The 18,039-nt window shown below is 67.6% G+C and carries 18 protein-coding genes; 13 read left to right on the top strand and 5 right to left on the bottom strand.

From position 1 onward, the window contains the following. The first annotated feature begins 59 nt into the window (after nucleotides 1-59). On the top strand, nucleotides 60-1,019 hold the full coding sequence (locus D9V32_RS01190; RefSeq protein WP_121647068.1) for an alpha/beta fold hydrolase: 960 nt from the start codon (nucleotides 60-62) through the stop codon (nucleotides 1,017-1,019). A 93-nt stretch (nucleotides 1,020-1,112) separates the two neighbouring features. Here D9V32_RS01190 and D9V32_RS01185 read toward each other — a convergent pair whose 3' ends face one another. Beyond that, on the bottom strand, nucleotides 1,113-1,730 hold the full coding sequence (locus D9V32_RS01185) for a YdeI/OmpD-associated family protein (RefSeq protein ID WP_121647067.1): 618 nt from the start codon (nucleotides 1,728-1,730) through the stop codon (nucleotides 1,113-1,115). Between the two features lie 436 nt (nucleotides 1,731-2,166). Here D9V32_RS01185 and D9V32_RS01180 point away from each other — a divergent pair, with 436 nt between their 5' ends. Next, on the top strand, nucleotides 2,167-4,530 hold the full coding sequence (locus D9V32_RS01180) for an ATP-binding cassette domain-containing protein (RefSeq protein WP_121647066.1): 2,364 nt from the start codon (nucleotides 2,167-2,169) through the stop codon (nucleotides 4,528-4,530). Between the two features lie 65 nt (nucleotides 4,531-4,595). Here D9V32_RS01180 and D9V32_RS01175 read toward each other — a convergent pair whose 3' ends face one another. Genes D9V32_RS01175 through D9V32_RS01160 form a run of 4 tightly spaced genes read right to left on the bottom strand, consistent with a single transcriptional unit; the run spans nucleotide 4,596 to nucleotide 8,129 of the window. Beyond that, on the bottom strand, nucleotides 4,596-5,783 hold the full coding sequence (locus D9V32_RS01175) for an ABC transporter permease (protein WP_121647065.1): 1,188 nt from the start codon (nucleotides 5,781-5,783) through the stop codon (nucleotides 4,596-4,598). Beyond that, nucleotides 5,780-6,481: an ABC transporter ATP-binding protein gene (locus D9V32_RS01170; protein ID WP_121647064.1), complete on the bottom strand. Its 702-nt coding sequence runs from the start codon at nucleotides 6,479-6,481 to the stop codon at nucleotides 5,780-5,782. Before D9V32_RS01170 ends, D9V32_RS01175 begins: the two co-directional genes overlap by 4 nt. After that, complete coding sequence (locus D9V32_RS01165; RefSeq protein ID WP_121647063.1) at nucleotides 6,478-7,539, bottom strand: peptidoglycan-binding protein; 1,062 nt, start codon at nucleotides 7,537-7,539, stop codon at nucleotides 6,478-6,480. Before D9V32_RS01165 ends, D9V32_RS01170 begins: the two co-directional genes overlap by 4 nt. Beyond that, entirely contained in the window at nucleotides 7,536-8,129 is a 594-nt protein-coding gene (locus tag D9V32_RS01160) for a hypothetical protein (RefSeq protein ID WP_121647062.1), read from the bottom strand. Before D9V32_RS01160 ends, D9V32_RS01165 begins: the two co-directional genes overlap by 4 nt. Nucleotides 8,130-8,273: 144 nt before the next feature. Between D9V32_RS01160 and D9V32_RS01155 the strand changes: the two genes are divergently transcribed. The 11 genes from D9V32_RS01155 to D9V32_RS01105 all read left to right on the top strand — a co-directional run bounded on the left by D9V32_RS01155 (nucleotide 8,274) and on the right by D9V32_RS01105 (nucleotide 18,019). Next, complete coding sequence (locus D9V32_RS01155) at nucleotides 8,274-8,960, top strand: response regulator transcription factor (protein WP_121647061.1); 687 nt, start codon at nucleotides 8,274-8,276, stop codon at nucleotides 8,958-8,960. Beyond that, nucleotides 8,944-10,230 carry a sensor histidine kinase gene (locus D9V32_RS01150; protein WP_183086119.1) on the top strand — a complete coding sequence of 429 codons (1,287 nt, stop codon included), beginning with the start codon at nucleotides 8,944-8,946 and terminating at the stop codon, nucleotides 10,228-10,230. Before D9V32_RS01155 ends, D9V32_RS01150 begins: the two co-directional genes overlap by 17 nt. Nucleotides 10,231-10,330: 100 nt before the next feature. Beyond that, nucleotides 10,331-11,203 carry a MurR/RpiR family transcriptional regulator gene (locus D9V32_RS01145; protein WP_183086118.1) on the top strand — a complete coding sequence of 291 codons (873 nt, stop codon included), beginning with the start codon at nucleotides 10,331-10,333 and terminating at the stop codon, nucleotides 11,201-11,203. Continuing rightward, nucleotides 11,200-12,081 (top strand): carbohydrate ABC transporter permease, encoded by an 882-nt coding sequence (locus tag D9V32_RS01140; protein ID WP_121647058.1) that lies wholly within the window; start codon nucleotides 11,200-11,202, stop codon nucleotides 12,079-12,081. Before D9V32_RS01145 ends, D9V32_RS01140 begins: the two co-directional genes overlap by 4 nt. Continuing rightward, complete coding sequence (locus tag D9V32_RS01135) at nucleotides 12,078-12,890, top strand: carbohydrate ABC transporter permease (protein WP_121647057.1); 813 nt, start codon at nucleotides 12,078-12,080, stop codon at nucleotides 12,888-12,890. The genes D9V32_RS01140 and D9V32_RS01135 overlap by 4 nt, the downstream gene beginning before the upstream one ends. Before the next feature lie 102 nt (nucleotides 12,891-12,992). Next, nucleotides 12,993-14,282: an extracellular solute-binding protein gene (locus tag D9V32_RS01130; RefSeq protein WP_183086117.1), complete on the top strand. Its 1,290-nt coding sequence runs from the start codon at nucleotides 12,993-12,995 to the stop codon at nucleotides 14,280-14,282. Next, nucleotides 14,282-15,316: an ABC transporter ATP-binding protein gene (locus tag D9V32_RS01125; protein ID WP_183086116.1), complete on the top strand. Its 1,035-nt coding sequence runs from the start codon at nucleotides 14,282-14,284 to the stop codon at nucleotides 15,314-15,316. Before D9V32_RS01130 ends, D9V32_RS01125 begins: the two co-directional genes overlap by 1 nt. Then, entirely contained in the window at nucleotides 15,306-16,124 is an 819-nt protein-coding gene (locus D9V32_RS01120) for a Cof-type HAD-IIB family hydrolase (protein WP_183086115.1), read from the top strand. The genes D9V32_RS01125 and D9V32_RS01120 overlap by 11 nt, the downstream gene beginning before the upstream one ends. A gap of 46 nt (nucleotides 16,125-16,170) precedes the next feature. Then, nucleotides 16,171-17,040 (top strand): metallophosphoesterase family protein, encoded by an 870-nt coding sequence (locus tag D9V32_RS01115; protein ID WP_121647054.1) that lies wholly within the window; start codon nucleotides 16,171-16,173, stop codon nucleotides 17,038-17,040. Between the two features lie 7 nt (nucleotides 17,041-17,047). After that, on the top strand, nucleotides 17,048-17,605 hold the full coding sequence (locus tag D9V32_RS01110) for an NUDIX hydrolase (protein ID WP_121647053.1): 558 nt from the start codon (nucleotides 17,048-17,050) through the stop codon (nucleotides 17,603-17,605). A gap of 168 nt (nucleotides 17,606-17,773) precedes the next feature. Beyond that, a complete protein-coding gene (locus D9V32_RS01105; RefSeq protein ID WP_121647052.1) occupies nucleotides 17,774-18,019 on the top strand; it encodes a hypothetical protein in 246 nt (81 codons plus the stop codon). Nucleotides 18,020-18,039 lie beyond the last annotated feature (20 nt).

The following is an 18,039-nucleotide window of genomic DNA, read 5'->3' as shown; positions in this document are numbered from 1 at the left end:
CACCGCCGGTGTCTCGGCTCACGCCATCACTCCATCGATCCCCGCCCTGGAGCGCAGCAATGAAGAAGTTTTTGAAGGTAGTCCTGAAGGTCCTCGGTGTGATCGTGGCGATCATCGGCCTCACCCTCGCCACCACGTCGATCGTGAACGCGGTCGCCAGCAGCTCCGAAGCAGACCGGATTACCCCCTACGGCAGGTTCTCGACCGTTGACGGTAAGAAGCTGAACATCGTCACCACCGGCGATGGCCCCGAAACCATCGTGCTGCTCCCCGGCTTTGGTACCTCCGCCCCTGCCATCGACTTCGGCCCGGTGACCGAGAAGCTCTCGAAGACCCACCGCGTCGTGGTGGTCGAGCCCTTCGGTTACGGCCTGAGCGACCAGACCGATGTGCCGCGCACCAGCGAGAACATCGTGACCGAGATCCACGAGGCACTGCACCAGCAGGGCATCGACCGGTTTGTGCTTGGCGGCCACTCGATCGCCGGCATCTACTCGCTGAACTACGTGAACAAGTATCCCGAGGATGTCACCGCGTTCGTCGGCATCGACACCAGCGTTCCGGATCAGCCCGGTATGGACGTCGCCTTCCCGATCGACCTGATGCGCGCCGCCAAGGCCACCGGCGTGGTCCGCGCCGTCTCCGCCCTCGACAGCGATTCGCTCGCGAAGTACGCGGCCGACTATCCCGAGGCCGCCCGCGAGCAGAACACCCTGATCGTGAACCGCAACGCCATGTCGAACACCTACCTCGACGAGATGAGCCGCATCGGCTCGAACTTCGCCGATGCCAAGGCGAAGAAGCTCACCTTCCCGGCCGATATGCCCGTGCTGCTGTTCGCTCAGGACCCGAACAAGGTCAACCCGAACTGGCTCAACCTCCACGAGGAGCAGGCGGCGCTCTCCACCCACGGCGAGGTCATTCCCGTGGATGGCGACCACTACCTGCACCACACCGAATCAGCCCTGATCGCCGCCGAAACCAACCGCTTCCTCGCCGAACTACCCGTCTCGGAATAACGGCACAGAGCAGGCAAAACACCCGTGGCTCGGATCTCAGGATCCGAGCCACGGGTGTTTTGGGGTGGAGCCAAGCGCGCCCTACTGCGGCGACTACTCTCGCTCGGTCTGAGGCTCCTCAGCATTCATCTCGACCCGGATCTTTTCCACCGCGCGCTCGATCCGCGCGGCCAGGGTCTTCGGGTTGGGCGCGGTGATGACCGGGTGCAGGATCGAATAGCGTGCGGCGGCGCTCAGGCCCTCAAACGTCGCGGTAGCACCGGCGATATCGGCCAGCGCCGCGGCGAGTTCCGCGGGCACCCGCGCATCCGCCGACCCCGCGTACGCGCGATCCCAGCGGCCATCGGCACGCGCCGCGGCCACCTCGGCATGGCCGCGCGGACGGATCCGCCCGGCCGCATCGAGTTCGGCGATGATCCCCACGTTGCGGGCCGACCACATCGAGGCCCGCCGACGCGGGGTAAACCGCTGCAGGAACGTGGCGGCATCAAACGAACGCTTTTGGCCGTCGATCCAGCCGCTGCAGAGTGCCTCTTCGAGCGCCTGAGCGTAGGTCAGCGTGGTGGGCTCACGCGTGCCCTTTTTCGCGAGGTGCAGCCAGACACCGTCCGAGGTTTCCTCGTGGGTGTCGAGCCAGGCGCGCCAGGCCGTGACATCGGCAACGACCAGCTGGCCCTCGGGCCCCTGCGCGGAAGACTCTGTAGCACTCATGCCCCCAGGCTAGCGCCCGCCCCCGACGCTTCTCCACTGGCTGGTGGGGCGAACCGACCGGAGAGTGGCGCGCGTGAGTTTCGGCATCATGAATCAAGTATCAGACGCTTCCCTCGCCCTCCGTCAAGAAGCGGAAAATAGCGGACAATCAGGGAGAACCAGCTGCATCTCCCCGAACCCCGTGCTAGCTTCATACTCATACGAGGACAAGGTCCCTCGTCAAAACGCTGAATTATCCCCTCGCCGGTTCACTGGAACGCGGAGAGGGGGTTTTTCTTTTTCCCGAGACGATTTTTCTTCGGCGGCCACGCGGGAGGTACCAGCGGATTCGGCCGCCGGCTGGACAGCGCCCGTCCGGAGCCTCACAATCGGAAGGTACCGTACCTCGCCCCCGGGTGGAGGTACGGACGCTGCGATCACCAACGGAAGAGGCCCCATGAGCACCGTCCCCCACGCCGCCGACAGCCACGATCTGATTCGGGTCATCGGCGCCCGCGAAAACAACCTCAAAAACGTGAGCGTTGACATTCCCAAGCGTCGCCTGACGGTCTTCACCGGGGTTTCCGGTTCGGGCAAGAGCTCGCTCGTGTTCGGGACGATCGCGGCCGAGTCGCAGCGCATGATCAACGAGACCTACAGCGCGTTTCTGCAGGGCTTCATGCCGAGCGTGGGCCGCCCGGATGTGGACGTATTGTCCGGTATCACCACCGCGATCATCGTGGATCAGGAGCGCATGGGCTCCAACTCCCGCTCCACCGTGGGTACCGCCACCGACGCCACCCCGATGCTGCGCATCCTGTTTAGCCGACTGGGCCAGCCCTACATCGGTTCCCCGCAGGCGTTCGCGTTCAACGTGCCCTCGGTATCCGGGGCGGGTGCCGTGACCATCCAGAAGGAGGGCCGCACCGTCAAGGAACGCCGCGAGTTCTCGGTGACCGGCGGTATGTGCCCACGCTGCGAGGGCATGGGCAAGGTCAACGATCTCGATCTCACCCAGCTGTTTGACGACTCCAAGTCCCTCAACGAGGGCGCGCTCACGATCCCCGGCTACACGGCCGACGGCTGGGGCGTCAAGATTTTCACCGGTTCGGGGTTCTTCAGCCCGGACAAGCCGATCCGCGAGTTCACCGAGCGGGAGATGACCGCATTCCTCTATAAGGAACCGGTCAAGGTGAAGATCGGCGACATCAACATGACCTACGAGGGTCTGATCCCGAAGCTCCGGAAGTCGATGCTGAGCAAGGACCGGGAGGCCATGCAGCCGCACATCCGCGCGTTTGTGGACCGTGCGGTGACCTTCACCACCTGCCCCGACTGCGGCGGCACCCGCCTGAACGAGGGCGCGCGATCATCGAAGATCGCCGGCATCAACATCGCCGATGCCTGCGCCATGCAGATCAGCGACCTCGCCGAGTGGGTGCGCGGAATCGATGACCCGAGCGTCGCCCCGCTGCTCGACACCCTCGGCGGTGCCCTCGACTCGTTTGTGGAGATCGGCCTCGGCTACCTCACCCTGGACCGTCCCGCCGGGACCCTCTCGGGCGGTGAGGCGCAGCGCACAAAGATGATCCGTCACCTGGGGTCCTCACTGACGGACGTCACCTACATCTTTGATGAGCCCACCATCGGCCTGCACCCGCACGACATCGCCCGCATGAACACCCTGCTGCTGCGCCTGCGCGATAAGGGCAACACGGTGATCGTGGTGGAGCACAAGCCCGAGACCATCGCGATCGCCGATCACGTGGTGGACATGGGTCCGCGCGCGGGCAGCGCCGGGGGTGAGATCCAGTTCACCGGCACCGTGGAGGGGCTGCGGGCGAGCGACACCCTCACCGGTCACCACCTGGATGACCGCGCCGCCCTCAAGGAGTCGGTCCGCACCGCGAGCGGCGCGCTCGAAATCCGCGGGGCGAACACGCACAACCTCCGCGATGTCAGCGTCGATATCCCGCTCGGTATCCTCACCGTGATCACCGGCGTGGCCGGGTCGGGTAAGAGCTCGCTGATTCACGGATCACTCCCGAAGGACGCGGGCGTCGTTACGGTGGACCAGGGGGCGATCCGCGGTTCGCGCCGCTCGAACCCGGCCACCTACACCGGCCTGCTGGAGCCCATCCGCAAGGCGTTTGCGAAGGCCAACGGGGTCAAGCCCGCACTGTTTAGCGCAAACTCCGAGGGTGCCTGCCCCACCTGTAACGGTGCCGGCGTGATCTACACCGACCTCGGAATGATGGCGAGTGTCGCGAGCACCTGTGAGGTGTGTGGCGGCAAGCGCTTCCTCGCCGAGGTTCTCGACTACACCCTGGGCGGAAAGAACATCGCCGAGGTACTCGCGATGCCCATCGCCGAGGCCGCCGCGTTCTTCGCCGAGGGTGAGGCGCGCACGCCCGCCGCGATCAAGATTCTCGACCGCCTGGTGGATGTCGGCATCGGCTACATCAGCCTCGGCCAGCCCCTCACCACGCTCTCCGGCGGCGAGCGCCAGCGCCTGAAGCTCGCCGTGCAGATGGCCGAGGAGGGTGATATCTACGTCCTGGACGAGCCCACCACCGGCCTGCACCTCGCGGACGTGCAGTCCCTCCTCGGACTGCTGGATCGCCTGGTGGAGTCCGGCAAGTCCGTGATCGTGATCGAACACCACCAGGCCGTCATGGCGCACGCCGACTGGATCATCGACGTGGGTCCCGGTGCCGGCCATGATGGCGGAACGATCGTCTTCGAGGGCACCCCGGCCGACCTGGTGGCGGCAAAGTCCACCCTGACCGGGCAGCACCTCGCCGCCTACGTCGGAGCCTAACCCCCACCGGATACACGACCGGCCGCCCCGCTGATGCGGGGCGGCCGGTCGTTTTCGGTCGACGGCTAACTGCTGAGTGCCACCGCCGGTGAGGTCCGCGCCGCGCGCAGGGCCGGGAGCACCCCGGCAACCGCTCCCACGGCCACGGTCGCGAGCACCCCCGCGATGAGAACCGAGACGGGGACCTCGAGCTTCCACCCGTTCGACGCGGCCACGATCGCGGTCACGGCAAATCCGGTGCCGGCCCCCACCAGCCCGCCGAGGAGTGCCAGCAGCACAGCCTCCATCAGGAACTGGTTGCGGATGTTCGCGCGGGTGGCCCCGAGCGAGCGCCGCAGCCCGATCTCGCGACGGCGTTCAAGCACCGTAATCACCATCGTGTTCGCCACACCGATCCCGCCCACGAGCAGGGCGATCGACCCCACACCGATCAGCAGGCCGGTGAAGGCCTGATCCACGGTGTTCTTCGCCGCGAGCGCGTCCGACGGGCGACTCACGCTCACCTCGTTGGGCGCCTCGGGGTTGATGGTCGCGGGCAGAAGATCGCGCACCTCGGGTACCCGCTCCTCGCTGGAGCGCTCGTACAGGACGGTCGGAGAGCCATCAAATCCGAAGCGTTCGGCCGCGATTCCCGCGCCCACCAGCGCACTGGAATCGAGCTCCGGGGTGAGGAGCGAGGGCTGCAGAATGCCCAGCACCGTGAAGTACTGCCCGCCCAGCCACACCTGGTTTCCCGGCTCGGTAATGCCCATGGCCTCGGCCGCTCCCGCACCCAGAACCACCAGGTCGTGCTTTTCCGTCTCGGCGTTGAACCAGCGCCCCGAGGCGAGTGCGGTACCGGTGGTGGCCAGGAGGTCTCCCCCGGCCACGCGCACCCGCAGGCCGCCGGTCTCGCCGGGCAGGGTGAGGTCATTGCGGTACACGTGGTAGTCAATTTCGGTGGTCCAGCCCGAGGTCTCCACCCCGTCGATGCGCAGCACCCGGGTGCCGGCATCCGGCGGCAGCTTGGTGTCGGCACCCAGGAGGTCCTTGCCCGCACTCATGGTGAGAAGGTTGGTGCCCAGCGCCGCGAGCTTTTCTCGAACCGCCGCCTGGCTGGAGGTGGAGATCCCGATCACGGCGATCATCGCGGCGATGCCGATCGCGATGCCCAGCGCCGAGAGCGCGGCCCGCATCGGGTGAACCCGAACGCCGTGAAGCCCCAGGGCAAACAGGTCACCGGTGCGCAGGCGGGACTTGGGCAGCGCACTCATGCGGACACCGCCAGCACGGTGTCGCGCTCATCGCTCTCGATCCGGCCATCGCGAATGCCCACCCGGCGTGGAAGCCGCTGCGCGAGTTCGCGGTCGTGGGTGATGACCACCACGGTGGTGCCGCTCGCGTGCAGCTCCCGCAGAATCTCGACCACGATCTCACCCGAGCGCGAGTCCAGGCTGCCGGTGGGTTCATCGGCGAGCAGCAGATCCGGGTTTCTCACCATCGCGCGGGCAATCGCCACCCGCTGCCGCTCACCACCGGACATCTGCGCGGGCCGGTGCAGCAGGCGATGCCCGAGTCCCACCCGCTCCAGCGCCTCGGTCGCCACGGCGCGGCGCTCACGCGCCGGTTTTCCGGTGTAGAGCAGGCCGGCGGCCACGTTATCGCGCGCGCTCACCCCCTCGGAGAGCTGGAACTGCTGAAACACGAATCCGATGCTGTGTGCACGCAGCGCACTCAGCTGGCGGTCGCTGAGCTTCTCGACCGAGTATCCGGCCACCCGGGTCTGCCCGGCACTGGCGCGATCGAGGGTTCCGATGAGGTTGAGCAGGGTGGATTTTCCCGAACCACTCGGCCCCACGATGGCCACGAGCTCGCCCCGCTCCACCCGCAGGTTTACCCCGTCGAGGGCGCGGGTGGGCGGCGAACCGTACTCGCGACTGACGTCCACCAGCTCGATCATCGGCGCCGTCATGACACCACCACCTCGTCGCCGGGTTTCAGGTCGCCCTCGTCGATGGACACCCGCCCATCGGCGAAGGATCCCGGCGTCACCACCACGCTGACACGCTTTCCGTCGCGCCACACCTCCACGCTGTGCCCGCCGCCGGGGGTGGCGAGCAGCGCGGCGGTGGGGATCAGGAGCGCGTCGGTGACGAGCACGCGCTGGAAGGACACCTGTACCCTGACATCGGCGTAGGTCCCGGTGGCCGCCTGGTCCACGGGGGTGATCGTGATCGGGATGCGCAGCGCGGTTCCCCCGGAACCGGTGGGCTGCTCGCGCGGGGCACCCACGGCGCTCACCTTTCCGGTCAACGTCTTCCCGTCGGGCAGACGCACCTCAACCTCGCCGTCCAGGGGCGCGGATGCCGCGAGCTGAGGCTCCAGATCCACCAGAATGTCCTTGGTGGTTCCGGTGACCGCCAGCACCTCGGGTGAGGCGGGGTCGCCGACCCTGGCCTTCTGCTCGGCGATGCGCAGCGGGCCAGAGGCAAAGACCACCTGGCCGGGCTCGATGCTGCCGGTGCGCGGGCGCCCCAGCTTTTTCTGCCAGGCGGAGACCGCCTGCGCGGTGCGCGCGGTGAACTTCTTATCGGGGGTGTCCGTGAAGTACCCCAGGTCGCGAAGGTTCTGTTCGAGCATGAGCACATCGGCACCATCGCTCATCCCCGCGGCAAATCCCCGCCACATGGGGAGGTCGCCGATCAGCAGGTTGACCGGGAGGTCGTCCACCCGAAACAGCTCGCCCCCGCGTTCGACAACGGTTCCGATATCACTCATCCGGGTAATCGTGCCGCCGGCCGAACCCACGCTGCGTGGATCGGTGTACCCGAGCTGACCGTTTCCTCGCGAGCGCTCGATGAGATCCTCTCGCGCGGCCGCGACGGTCTTGGGGGCGGGCGCGTGCTCGGCGGTGTTCGCGTCAGATCCTGCGGATCCGCCCCAGACCATGGCGGCCGTCGCCCCACACCCGATGGACACCACCAGGGCGGCCGAGATCCAGAGGGCGGTGCGCTTTTTCACCGGACTCATCGCTTCGAGCCGTTGATCTTATCGAGGCCGGCCGTGGTGGCGCAGGACGCCATGGTGGCCTCGTCGTACTCGCCGGGGCGAACCGGTGCCGAGCCGGCCACACCGTTTGCGTTGCCGCCCTCGGGGGCGGGCGCCGGGTCCTTGAAGTCGTATCCGGCCTCGCGCATGCACTTCGCAAACGCGAGCTGCATCTTCTGGATCTCCTCGATGCTCGGCATGCTCGGGTCAACCGGGGGCTGACCGATGGTCTTCATGCACTCACGATTGGCGTTTCGCAGGGCCTCGACATCCACGGTGCTGGGGTCGATCTCCTGCAGCACGGTCACCTCGCCCTCCTTGACCGGGGCGGGGGCGGGCAGATCCACGCCCTTCTCTTTCATACAGGCCGAGAGGTCGGCCTGCCACTTGGCCATCTCCTGCTCAAAATTGCCGCTCTTGATCTCCGCCCTGTGCGTGGGCTGGGCGGCACCGGATTCGCCGCCCCCGGGCTGCCCGCCGCCGGCGGTGCACGCTCCCAGGAGAATCAGGGCGGAGGCGGCCAGGGCGAGCAGGCCGGTGCGACGCAGTGCGGGGCGAAGGGTCATCGACATGGTGTGTTCCTTTCAAACGGGTTTCCGTGAAATACGGGATAGGTCAAGTTCAGCGAATGCCCGGTCACGACGGGGTAAGACGATTCATTTACCATTTCCTAACCGGTTCCGTGATGGGATAGCAGGACAGAATCAAGGAGAGCAATGCGTGTACTGCTGGTGGAGGATGAGCCGTTCCTGGCCGAGGCGATCGCGGCGGGGCTGTCGGCAAACGCGATCAGCGTCGACACCGTGGCCGATGGCGAATCGGCACTGACGGCCACCGACCTCACCGAGTACGAGGTGGTGCTGCTCGACCGAGACATTCCCGTGGTGCACGGGGATGAGGTGTGTCGCATTCTGAATGAGCGCGAGCGGCGCCCGGCGATCCTCATGCTGACGGCCGCCCGAGCGCTGACCGACCGCGTGGATGGGCTCGCCATCGGGGCCGATGACTACCTCTCCAAGCCGTTTGAGTTTCCCGAGCTCATCGCCCGGGTGCGCGCGCTCTCGCGCCGAAAGTTTCAGGCCCGTCCGCCGGTGTTGAACGCGGGAGACGTGCGCCTCGATCCGATTCGCTTTGAGGTTACCCGGGCGGGACGCTTTATCCGCCTGGCGCGCAAGGAGTTCGCGGTCCTGGAGGTGCTGATGCGCGAACCCGGCACGGTCCTGAGCGCCGAGGAACTCCTCGAGCGCGCCTGGGACGAGAATGCCAACCCCTTTACCAATTCGGTCAAGGTCACGATCAGTACGCTGCGGCGAAAGCTCGGCGAACCCTGGCTCATTCGCACCGTGCCCGGCGTGGGCTATGCCATCGAGACGGAGGAACCCGAACATGCGACTGCCCAGTAGACCGGTCTCCGGGCGGCGGTTTCGGCTCACGATCCGCACCCGCCTCGCGCTCACCTACTCGGCCGTGCTCACGGTCTCGGGCGTACTCATGCTGGGTGTCATGTACGTGGTGCTGGGGCTCCTCCCGAGCTATGCGTTTGCGGTGGTCCCCGGTGTTCCCGCCAATACCTCCCTGGCCCCGGTCACGCCCACCCAGCCCCTCGTTTCCGAAACCCAATCGCCCACCGTCGGCACCGTGGACAACGGCGTGGTGGCCAACAACCTGGGAACCCCCAGCCTGCTCGTTTCCTCGCGCGAGGACCTGCAGCGCCTGTTTGTGATCGCGGCCATCGGAATCCTGCTCGCCCTCGTAGTGGGTGGCGCCTGGCTCGGCTGGTATCTCGCCGGCCGGATGCTCCGCCCCCTGCGCGATATCGGCCGCGCGACCACCCTCGCCGCCCGGGGAAACCTCGATCACCGGCTCGCGTTCACCGGTCCCGAGGATGAGATCACGGACCTCGCCGACTCGTTTGACCGCATGATGGGCGAGCTGGAAACCTCCTTCGGGGCGCAGCGGCGCTTTGCCGCAAACGCCTCGCACGAGCTTCGAACGCCGCTTGCCACCACGCGCGCCATGCTCGATGTGGCGCTCGGGGCCGCAGGCACGGGTACCGGGGGCACCGCCGGAGCCTCGGTCCCCGCGGCATCGCAGACGGTCCTTCTTGACCGTCTGCGCACCATGAATGAGCGCAGTATCGCCACGGTGGACGCCCTGATGGATCTGGCCGAGATCGAAACCGGAACCGATGAACCGGCGCTGCTTCGCCTCGATCAGACGATCGCCCAGGTCGTGGAGGAGTGCACGGATGAGGCGCGGGCACACGACATCACCGTTGCCCAGGATCTGATTCCCACGCACATTCGCGAGGATCCTCGCTTCGTTCAGCTCCTCGCCGTCAACCTGGTGCACAACGCGATCCGGCACAACCACGACGCCGGCAGGGTCTGGGTCTCGGTGCAGTCCGCGGAGCCGGGCACCGCCACGCTGTGTGTCGAAAATACCGGCACCGTGATCGATGAAGCCCAGATCACGCTGCTGCGCGAGCCGTTCTCTCGGGCGGCCGGGCGTGCCCGTGGCGGAGACACTCCGGGGCGCGGACTCGGGCTCTCGATCGTGTCCGCCATCGCCGAGCGCTGCGGCAGCCACCTCGAGCTGACCGCGCGTCCCGGTGGCGGCCTGATCGCGTCGGTCACGTTCCGTACCGTCGGCGGGAACCACTCCGGCGGCTAGGAACACCGGGCTCGATACGGCTTTTGTTATGCCGTAACACGTTAATGATTGGTTGGGTTATGGCAATACATCGTTAAGAATGCGCTCGTACCGTGGCAGCATGACCTCCTCCACTCCCGACATCGGCACCGACCCCGGTGCCCGTGCCATCGCTCGAATTCGGGCATCCCTCGGTACCCTCGTGGCCAGCGAACGCCGCGTAGCCGAGGTGGTCCTCGCCGATCCGCGTGCGGTCATCGGGTCCACCGCATCACAGCTCGCCGGGCGGGCCGAGACCTCCGCCACCACGGTGATCCGATTCGCCCGCAATGCTGGCTTTAGCGGATATCAGGAGCTCGCGATCGCCCTCGCGGTGTCCGAGCCCACGCTGGATACCGCACCCGAACTCTCGCCCACGGACTCCCCCGCCGAAACACTGCGCGGGGTCGCAGCCCACGCCCAGCTCGCGATCGGTGCCATCGCGGACAGTGTGTCCCCCGATGCCTTCACCGCGGCCATCGCCGCCCTGGCTTCGGCCCGGCACACCATCGCCGTCGGAGCCGCACTGACCAGCCCGGTGGCCGAGGACCTCGCGTTTCGCCTGACCCACCTCGGCCACCCGGCGGATTCCCCCACGGACGCGCAGATCCAGTGGATCCGCGCCCAGCAGCTCGAGCCCGGCGACGTGTGCGTCGCGATCCTGCACGGCGGCACCTACCCCCACGTGGTGGACGTGGCGCGCGAGGCGCGGGCCGCCGGTGCCACGGTCATCGCGATCACCTCATTCGACCGCACCCCGCTCGCCGAGCTCGCCGATATTCCCCTGGTGGTGGGAGCTACCACCGCCCGCTCGGGCTTTGATGCCTGGGGCAGCCGACTGGCCTACCTCACCGTGATCGATGCCCTGCTCCTCGCACTGACCAACACCGATCCCGCGCGCTACCGCGCCCACATCGAGCGCATCAGCACCCGCATCGAACTGGACCTCCTGTGAGCACCCTGCGCTCGCGGCTCACCCCGCACCTGCTTCTTGCGCCGGCCACGATCTGTCTGGTCGTGTTTGTGGCCGCACCGCTGGTCATCGTGCTGGTCCTCGCATTTTTCAACCTCAATCTCGTGACCGGGACCTCCTCGTTTGTGGGGCTCGCGAACTTCACCACCGAGATCCCCCACCCGGAATTCGCCCGGGCACTGCGCAACACCCTGCTCTACGCCGTGTTCACCATCGGCCCCTCAATGGTGGGCGGGCTGCTGGTCGCGCTCCTGATTCACGGTCTGCGACGCGGCCAGGGTTTCTGGCGCAGCCTCTACTTCCTCCCGGTGGCCACCACGCTCGTGGCGATGTCGGCGGTGTGGCGATGGATGTTCCGTGCGGACACCGGGGTGGTGGACACCGTGCTGGGTCCGCTGCTCGGCATCCATGACTGGCTCTCCGATCCGAACCTCGCGCTGGCCGCCATCACCGTGGTGGGCAACTGGCACCAGATCGGGTTGGTCGCGATCCTCTACCTCGCGGCCCTCGGCACCCTGCCCCAGGACCAGTACGACAGCGCGGCGCTCGACGGTGCCGGCGGGTGGAACCGGTTCTGGCACGTCACCTGGCCGGCGCTTGGGCCCACCACGATCTTTGTGTTCATCATGACCGCGGGCTCCGCCCTGCAGGCCTATGACGTCATCGCCGCGATGACCCAGGGCGGGCCGCTCGGCTCCACCGAAACCCTGACCTTCGCCATCTGGAACCGCGGAGTGCACTACTTCGATATTGGCCGGGCCGCCGTGCTGTCCCTCGCGCTGCTGGTGCTGTCCGTCGCGGTGACCGCGATCCAGCGCACCGGCTATGCTCGCCGCCTCGAATCCGGAGGAACCCGATGAAACTCCTCGGTCAGCTGACCCGACACCTCCTGCTCGCCCTCGGCGGTGTGTACATGCTCGCACCCATCGTGCTGATGCTCGCCTCGGCGTTCACCCCCACGGCGGACATTCTCGCCGGCAACTATCTGGCCCGCCCCACGCTCGACAACTTCGTCGAGGTGGCCCGCACGGTGCCGCTCGGCACCTACTACCTCAACTCCGTCCTGGTGGCGCTCGCAACCTTCGCGCTCCAGCTCGTGGTCTGTGTGCCTGCCGCCTACGCCATGGCGCGGCTGCGCTACCGGGGGCGCACCATCACCGTGTGGCTGCTGGGCCTGCTCATCCTCATCCCCTTCCAGGTGCTCGCGATCCCGATCTACCTGATCTTCCGCCAGGTGGGACTCATCAACACCCTGCCGGCCCTCATCCTCCCCTTCGTGGGCTCCGCCTTCGCCATCTTCCTGCTGCGCCAGTTTTTCCTCGCGCTGCCCGGATCGATGTTTGACGCCGCAACCCTCGATGGCGCCGGCACCGTCGCGACCCTCCTGCAGATCGTGATTCCGGCGAGCCGCCCCGCCCTGCTCTCCCTCGGGGTGTTCACCGTGACCTCCGCCTGGAACGCCTACTTCTGGCCCTCGTTTGTGCTCTCCGACGACTCCGCCGCCACGATCCCGTTCGGGGTGGTGCGCTTCATCAACTCCGATGCGGTCACCGCGTACGGCCCGCAGATGGCCATGGCCACGCTCTCGGTGCTCCCCCTCCTTCTTGCCTTCCTCTTTGCTCAACGACAGTTCATCCGTGGCCTGGCCCTCACCGGCCAGGCCGGCTAACCACGGCCGCCCCGCTTTTCCCCTCCGCTGTATCTCCCCTCCGCTATATCCACCCTCAGCAGTTTCTCCCCACCGCATCGTCTCCCCATGCAAAGGATTCCCATGTCGCACCGCCCCGCCTCCCGCCCAGCTACCCGCACCGCCGCCCTCGCGGTCTCCCTCGCGGGCATCACCCTCCTCGCCGGCTGCTCGGCCGAGGCCACGCCGGCCGCCTCCACCTCACCGGTGCCGAGCGTCACCATCGTTTCCGGACAGTCCGCCCAAAACGGTGACCTGCTGCGCGGTATCTTCGACCGCTACAACGCCCAGGCCAGCACCGCCAAGGTGGACCTCAAGCTCACCGCCGACTCCGATGTGGACACGGCACAGAAGGTGCTCGTGGACATCGCCGCCGGCCACGCTCCCGACGCGGTGCGCGTGACCAACGCGACCTACCAGACCCTGATCGACGCGGGGGTGGCGCAGCCCGCCGATGACTGCCTCGCCGGCGAGAGCGGCCTCAACTCCGATCTCATCTCGGGCATCACGGTCAACAAGCACGTGTATCAGGTGCCGTGGTACGTCACCCCGAACGCCCTGTTCTACAACGCCAAGCTGTTCACCCAGGCGGGCCTCGACCCCGAAAAGCCCCCGACAACCCTCGACGAGTTCCACCGGGATGCCCAGGCCATTGCGGCCACCGGGGCCGCCGGCGGAACCGCGTACTTCGGCAATGACTTCAACTTCCAGTCCTATCTCGCCTCGCTCGGCTCGAAGGTGTACGATCCGGCCACCCAGAAGCTCACCCTGGACACCCCGGCCGCGGCGAGCGTCTTTGACACCTTCGCGGCCATGGCGAAGGATGGCAGCTCCCCGGTCTACACCAACTTCTTTGCCGACGCCAACGAGGCCTTCGCCTCCGGAAAGCTCGGCATGATCGTGTCCTCCGCCTCGGGCTACCCCGCGCTCAAGGCCAACGGCAACGCCGACATTCGCATCGCACCGGTACCCACGGCCGAGGGCGGAAAGCCCGTCGCGACCACCTCGACCAACGGTTTTGTGATCACGACCAAGGACCCCTCCCGCCAGAAGGCCGTGTGCACCGCGCTGCGCAGCCTACTCACCCCCGAGGCCGTCACCGAAACGGTTTCCAAGACCGCAACCATCCCGCTGCTGACCAGCACGATCACCGACCCGAAGCAGCTCGCCCCGGTCTATGCGGCAAACCCCGGTTGGGCCGCCGTGCGTGACCAGAAGACCGTCCCGTGGGTGTCGCTGCCCGGCACGGCCAACGCCGAGTACTCCAAGCTCTACTCCGACGCCCAGCTGCGGGTTCTGCGCGGCGACGCCGACGGAAAGGGCGCGGCGAAGGACCTGCAGACCCAGACCGAGCAGATTCTGGCGGCACGCTAGTGAGCGCCCCGGTTCACATCCGCGCGGTGAGTAAGTCCTTTGAGGGCGCGAAACGTCAGACCACGCGCATCCTCGACGGGGTATCGCTCACCGCCCCCGCGGGCCAGATCACCACGATTCTCGGGGAATCCGGCTGTGGCAAAACCACGCTCCTGCGCATCGTGGCGGGCCTCGAAACCGCGACGAGCGGCGGCATTCACATCGGCGAGCGCGAGGTCACGAGCGTTCATCCCTCCCGGCGCGGGGTGGCCATGGTGTTTCAAAACTACGGCCTGTACCCGGCAAAGACGGTGGCAAAGAACATCGAGTTTCCGCTCAAGATGGCGGGTGTCGCCCCGGCCGAGCGCCGGACCCGCGGCCTCGCCGCCGCGACCCTGCTGCACATCGACCACGTGATGGATCGGATGCCGGCCCAGCTCTCGGGCGGCCAGCGCCAGCGGGTGGGCATCGCGCGGGCCCTGGCCCGGGATCCCGAAATCCTGCTGATGGATGAGCCGCTGTCCAACCTCGATGCGCAGCTGCGCATCGAGATGCGCGCCGAGCTGGTCGCCATGCAGCGCCGAATCGGGTCGACCATGCTGTACGTGACCCACGATCAGACCGAGGCGATGACGATGTCCGACCGTGTCGTGGTGATGCGCGGCGGGCACATCGAGCAGCAGGGCACCCCGGAAGAGGTGTTCCAGGTGCCCGCCACCACCTATGTCGCCGCGTTCCTCGGCAACATGAACCTCGCCCCGGCACCCGCATCGGAAACCGGTGCCGGGGCGGGCACCACGCTCGGGGTGCGCCCCGAGCACTTCCTCCCCGCCGATCACTCGGTGCCGCAGGAGGGGGACCTGTGCATCGAGGGAGCGATCGAATATGCCGAGCTTCTGGGCACCGATCGCATCCTGCACGTGCGCGCCGGAGACACCCTCTGGCGCGCACGGGTGGACGCCGCGCTCCCCCTGCATGAGCGCATCACGGTGCGTGCCCGGGCGGCCAATGTCCACCGCTTCGACGCGGAGAGCGGGGTGCGCCTTGCTGTCTAGCTACCCGCTGCTTGTGAGCGACCTGGATGGGACGCTCCTCACCGATCAGAAGTCGGTCTCGCCGGAAACCACGGCGGCCCTGCGCGCGGCACGCGAGCAGGGAATGGCCCTGGCGATCGCCTCGGCCCGCCCGTATCGCCTGATCCGGGCGGTCATCCCCGAGGAGACACTCGCGCTGTTTTCCGCGGTGATCGTGTCCAACGGTGCCGCGATCCTCTCCCCCGACGGCACCCGGGTACTGCACTCGGATGCGCTGGGCGTGGCCGAACTGGCCACCCTCATTACGCGCCTGCGCGCCCTGTTCCCGGATGCCGGGTTTGGGTGGGAATCGGGCACCGAGTTTGGCAGCGACCAGCAAATGCTGGAGCTCGTGGCCGCCGGCGGAGTGCTGCGCGATCCGCACGCGGATCGGGTGAAGCATCTTCCCACAGCGTCTGCGCACCAGCTCGTGATGGCCCCCGCCCACGGTATTCCGCGGGATCACCTCGATACCGTGCGCCGCGAGCTCGGGGAGGCCTACGCCGTCACCGACTCCCTCGGCGGGGTCGTGGAGATCTCCCCGGTGAGCGTGACCAAGGCCGATGCCGCGCGCGTCTGGGCCGCGTCGCTCGGGCACACCCTCGCCGAGGTGGTGGCGTTTGGCGATGAGCACAACGACCTCCCCCTGCTGCGTACCGCCGGGCTCGGCGTGGCCATGGGAAACGCGGCGGCCGAGGTGCGCGAGACCGCCCACCTGGTCACCGCAACCAATAACGATCACGGTGTTGCGCGCACCCTGTGGGCGCTCCTCTCCGGGGAAGCGTCCTAGGGCACCGGTCGCCCCTCCCATTTCACTCACTACTCGAAGCGAACGCATGACCTCTTTCACACTCCTTCACGTCTCCGATCCGCACCTGGGCCACTCCGGCGGCGACCAGCGCGCCCACCAGGCCGAAACCGCCTGGGCCTCCCTCCACGCGGAGGTGGCACGAAACCGCCCCGATCTGGTGGTCATCACCGGCGATCTGGTGGTTGACGATCCCGATGATCGCGCCGATCGCGCGCTCGCCCACGCCCGCATTTCGGCGCTGGAGGCACCCGCCTACGTGGTCCCCGGTAATCATGACGTGGGTGACCACACGACGCGGTCGGGGCTGCCGGTGGACTGGCACGGCAGCCGGGTATCGGACGCCCGGGTGGATGCCTGGGAGGCGACATGGGGGCCCGGCCACTGGTTGCGTGAGCACGACGACTGGGTCTTGCTCGGCATCAACGCGCAGGTGCTGGGCTCGGGCCTTGCCGCCGAGGCGCGGCAGTGGGAGTGGCTGGAACTCGTGGCCCTGCCCGCGGTTTCCGGGCGCCCGCTGCTGGTCTTCAGCCACGAATCGCTGGATACCCGCCCCGAGACCGAGGGTACCGTCGACAGCTGGATGTCGATCCCCACGGAGGCATCCCGCAGACTGTGGGCGATGCTCGAACCACACCGCCCCATCGCCGTGTGTGCCGGGCACACCCACCGCCACCTGGAGTGGACGCACGGTTGCGCCCGCGGGATCACCGCCCCGAGTCTCAGCGGCGCGATCCCGCACCGCAACGATATGACCGCGGCGGAGGGTGATCAGCGGCCGGGCTGGCTTCGCTATACGCTGGATAACCGGACGCTGCGGGTCGACCGGGTGGCCCCGGGAACCCCCACCGGCCCCGCCGGAGCCGCATCGGCCCCGCTCGTATCCCACTCGATCTGAGGACACCATGACCAGCACCCGCACCGCCCTCCTCGGCTCCGCCCGCGAGATTCTTCGGGATCCACGAACGGCACTCACCACATCCGGCGAGGCTCTGGCCGAGTGCCTCGGCTACCTTGAGCGCGATCCCGCACCGCTGCTGCGCGAGGATGGCCCGACCCACCTGACCGGCTCCTGCTTCGTCTTCAGCCCGGACCGCAGCCAGACCCTGCTGGTGTTCCACGCAAAGGGACGCTTCTGGGTGCAGCCGGGCGGGCATCTGGACGACGGCGATGAGTCCCTTCCCGCGGCGGCCCTGCGCGAACTCGCCGAGGAAACCGGGACCACGCCCGATCCCGACACGGTGGCGTTCGGTTTTGACCTCGATCACCACCCGCTCTCGGCGAGCTTTGGGTCCTGCCGCTCACACCTCGATATCGGCGTTGCGGTGACCGTGGATCCGGCCGCGACCCTGACCATCAGTGCCGAGTCGGAGGACCTGCGCTGGTGGCCCGTGGACGCCCTGCCGGAGAACTCCGCGTCCTCGCTCCCGCGCCGCATCGACGCCTTCCACTCACTCGGCTAGGCGGCGCGCGGGCCGCCGACCCGTCTACGCCTCAGAATTGGCGAGGACGCAGTGCACCGAACCCTGAAAATATAGGGCACCTGCCCGAGGTGAGACCCCCACCTCAGCGGGCAACCTTGAGGTATCGCCACGAATCCCCCGCTGGCGCTCTCTCAGGGAGGAAACACCATGTTCGGCTCATGGGATCTCGGACCATCCGAAACCCGACGCTTCGAGGAGCGCCGAATGATCGACCGTCTCGAACGCGCCCGGCTGCTGCGGGAGCAGGTGGCCGCGCGCCGCCTCGGAATGCCCTCACGGATTGGCGCGCGCGGCGAACGCCACACCGCTCTCTCGCGGCTGCGCGAACGGGTGCTTCACGGTTCGGCCCGCACCGCGACCGGGCAGCCGGCCCTCGCCTGTGCGGAAAACTAGGCATCGGTGAGTTCCCGCAC

Source organism: Mycetocola tolaasinivorans, assembly GCF_003667565.1.
GTDB lineage: Bacteria > Actinomycetota > Actinomycetes > Actinomycetales > Microbacteriaceae > Mycetocola > Mycetocola tolaasinivorans.
The sequence above is the reverse complement of the archived record's forward strand: the minus strand, read 5'-3'. Positions and strand labels throughout refer to the sequence as shown.